The following is a 3,511-nucleotide window of genomic DNA, read 5'->3' as shown; positions in this document are numbered from 1 at the left end:
AGAGGGGGTAAAAGCTGCAGGCATTGATGCTCTTTTGGCGACTAAAAAAGCTTACTTCGTTGCGATTGAAGCCGAACGCACGGTAAAAATGAAACCAGAAGAAGCTGAAAAGCACGTTCTTAAAGTAATGGAACTTCTCAATAACATTCACTTAGCTACATCAGGTCAAGACATTGAGCCTGAAAAACTATTTAACCAGTCAGAAGTTATAATCGATCTTATAAAAGAGCTGAAAAAGGCCCCTGTACAAAAACCTGAGCTTCCCGCTTCCCAGATCCAAACTTTCGCTGCGCCTCGATCCGAGCCGCTTGTGATTGAAACGCTCGAAGCACCTGCTCTGCCCGCCGGACATAAACCTCTGGAAGGCTTAGAAGTGGACAGCAGCGCTACCGATATCTCTTTACGTAAGGATGAAGACAGCTTTGATGCCATTGAAGTTGCTTCAGATAGCACGACTCTCGAAGAACAACAAAATAATGTTAATACCACTCCTGAAAGCACTCAAGCAGTTATTGATAATACGCAAGCAAACTTGAATAGTAATGAAGCCGTTGATGCCGTTGATGCCGTTGATGCCGTTGATAGCTTAACAGACCAAACAAGCGATCAGGGTAGATAAAAAATTAATGAATAGCAAGAGAGGGAGCGCAAGGTATATCGTTTGAAGCTGATTTAAAGGCTTGCCATTCCCCCCCTCAAACAATCTTATCACTTACTACTTGTATTAAATAACGAAGATAACTTTACTCTTAGTAAAATTATCTTCGTAAATTTAGCCACAAAATATAAATAAGTTACAGCTCCAAAGCCAGTTCAGGTGCGTCACCCCCTTCTGCAGGCTCAATCTTAGGCATATATTTTTCTCGAACCTTGCCCTCAATATCTTCAGCGATTTCGGGGTTCTCTTTCAAGAAGTTGGCAGCATTAGCCTTACCCTGCCCGATCTTGTCGCCGTTGTAGCTGTACCATGCGCCAGCCTTATCTACCAAGCCTTCCTTAACACCGAGATCTATGATTTCCCCCATGCGGTATATACCCTTGCCGTAAAGGATCTGGAACTCTGCCTGTTTGAATGGTGGTGAAACCTTGTTTTTTACAACCTTAACTCGCGTTTCGTTACCAATAATTTCGTCGCCCTGTTTTACCGCGCCGGTACGACGAATATCCAAACGTACCGATGAATAGAATTTTAAGGCGTTACCACCGGTTGTTGTCTCAGGGTTGCCAAACATTACGCCGATCTTCATACGAATTTGGTTGATGAAAATACACAAGCAATTAGCATTTTTAATATTACCCGTAATCTTACGAAGTGCCTGCGACATAAGTCTCGCCTGCAAGCCCATATGACTATCACCCATATCCCCTTCGATTTCAGCTTTTGGCGTTAAGGCAGCAACTGAGTCAATAATTAATACATCAACAGCACCTGAGCGTACAAGCATATCGGCGATCTCTAATGCCTGCTCTCCGGTATCTGGCTGAGAAACCAAAAGCTCATCAACGTTGACGCCTAACTTCTCTGCGTAAATTGGATCCAAAGCATGTTCAGCATCAACAAACGCACAGGTTTTACCTTGCTTTTGCGCCTCTGCAATAACCTGCAATGTAAGTGTTGTTTTACCAGAACTTTCGGGGCCATAAATTTCAACAATACGACCATAAGGAAGACCACCAATTCCCAAAGCAATATCCAGGCCTAGAGAGCCAGTTGATACAGAGGGGATCGCCTCTCTGGGCTGGTCGCCCATCTTCATTATTGCACCCTTACCAAACTGACGCTCTATCTGAGAAAGTGCAGCACCTAAAGCTTTCTTTTTGTTGTCTTCCATTTAAATATCCCCTAACTAATAACTCTTTGCAGGCCATAACTAAATATTACGACCAGTAATTTATACTGTATACATAATCAGTATTATGTGCAGTTAAATACTAACTGTCCAATATTTTTTTCATTATTTTTCGTTCGTCCAAACGCGAGCGTTGGCCAAGGTGACTTACTACTGTTTTAGGTCTATAGTTTTATTATTAGTACCTTTAACCGCCTTGGATTGCAAAATACATGCTTGACCCGTTGAAACATTACATCCAGTTCTTTTGGCCTAAGCCCCACTCAATAAGCAAAGAGCTTCAGGTTCGCTATCGCTTATTACTTTACTTCCAGTTCTTTACCAACCTGGTAATGATTTACAGCATTATTAAATGGACTAAGGCCGACTATACCGCGCTTGTAGTATCATCTTCGATTGGGCTTCTCATGTCGCTTATTTCAAGCACCCTTGTGAGACTCAAGTGCTCTCCAAACGTAGTTGCTAACATGCTAATGGTTGGGGCCTTCCCTCATGGCTTCAATATGATCTACAGCCTTGGCGGCTTACATTCTTCACATATATTTTGGATTCCGACCCTGGTTTGTATTGCCTATCTATTAGCCAACAGAAAGTCTGGACTATTTTGGTTTTGCACCTCATTCACTAGCATTGGCTTATTGGTGTACTTCGATCGCAGCGGTGTGGTATGGAACAACTATCCTTTCAGTGAAAGCCAGAAGCTTATAGACACCTATTCCGGCTACTTATTGCCAATGATCATTATATGGCTTGGCCAGAGCTATGCTTTTCGCATAAGGCAAGAATCACTAGCTGAAGCAATCCAAGCAAATGAAGAGACAAGTAGTCTGGTAATTTCGGCCGAAAAGAACTCACAGCGCTTAGGAGAGATTCTGAATGAAGCCAAGTCGACATGCCATACCCTATCCACCTCATCAAGATCCTTGCTAGAAAACATCAAAAAAATGAACAGTGATAGCCAGTCAATTGAAAACGGCGCACATTCTCAACTCGAGGCTTCTGAGCAGATTGATGCAACAGTTAGCGAAACGCAAACAACGCTTAGCGAGACATCTTCTCTTGTGAGAGAAATTGAAACTGTGACAAGAACTACACAAGCAAATGTCACATCTACCGCAGACTCCATGAAGAAAACAACAGAAAGCATGGATAAGATCAAACAAAGCTTCTCAAAAATTGAAGATGTTATTCAGGTCATTTCCGGTATCGTTAGCCAAACGAACTTACTTGCATTAAACGCAACAATCGAAGCTGCACGTGCTGGTGACAGGGGGCGTGGCTTTGCCGTCGTTGCTGACGAAATCAGAAGCTTATCAATTCGCTGTGATGAGTCTGCCCAAGAAATTACCGATGTAATAAAACAAGGGTCAGTAGACGTTGATAAGGGCGTCGAGATAGTACTTCACTCAGAAGCAGTACTGGAGAATACATCGGCCTCGGTTATTGAAGTTTCAGAACAAATTGAAAAAGTATCCAAGGTAATCAATAAACTGCAAGACAACATGACACAAGTCAGTGCTGCCTCGCAGAATGTTGGCGAGGTAAATAACAATAACGCTTACGCTGTTATACACCTACTGGAGTCAATTCAAAACCTGAGCACAATGACGACAAAGCTTAGCGACGTTTCAGAGAAGCTAGCAAACGTCGTGAATAAATAG

3 protein-coding genes are annotated in these 3,511 nt (G+C 42.7%); 2 read left to right on the top strand and 1 reads right to left on the bottom strand.

All coding sequences use genetic code 11. From position 1 onward, the window contains the following. Window positions 1–619: hypothetical protein (locus tag A3735_RS30880; RefSeq protein ID WP_197485870.1), on the top strand; the 619-nt coding region annotated here is incomplete at its 5' end. A gap of 175 nt (window positions 620–794) precedes the next feature. Here A3735_RS30880 and recA read toward each other — a convergent pair. Beyond that, entirely contained in the window at window positions 795–1,832 is a 1,038-nt protein-coding gene (gene recA / locus A3735_RS11350) for a recombinase RecA (protein WP_068510971.1), read from the bottom strand. 230 nt (window positions 1,833–2,062) lie between these two features. Between recA and A3735_RS11345 the strand changes: the two genes are divergently transcribed. Further along, the gene (locus A3735_RS11345; protein ID WP_068508451.1) at window positions 2,063–3,511 is read left to right on the top strand and encodes a methyl-accepting chemotaxis protein; all 1,449 of its coding nucleotides are present in this window, start codon (window positions 2,063–2,065) and stop codon (window positions 3,509–3,511) included.

This window comes from Oleiphilus sp. HI0061, assembly GCF_001635675.1.
The sequence above is the reverse complement of the archived record's forward strand: the minus strand, read 5'-3'. Positions and strand labels throughout refer to the sequence as shown.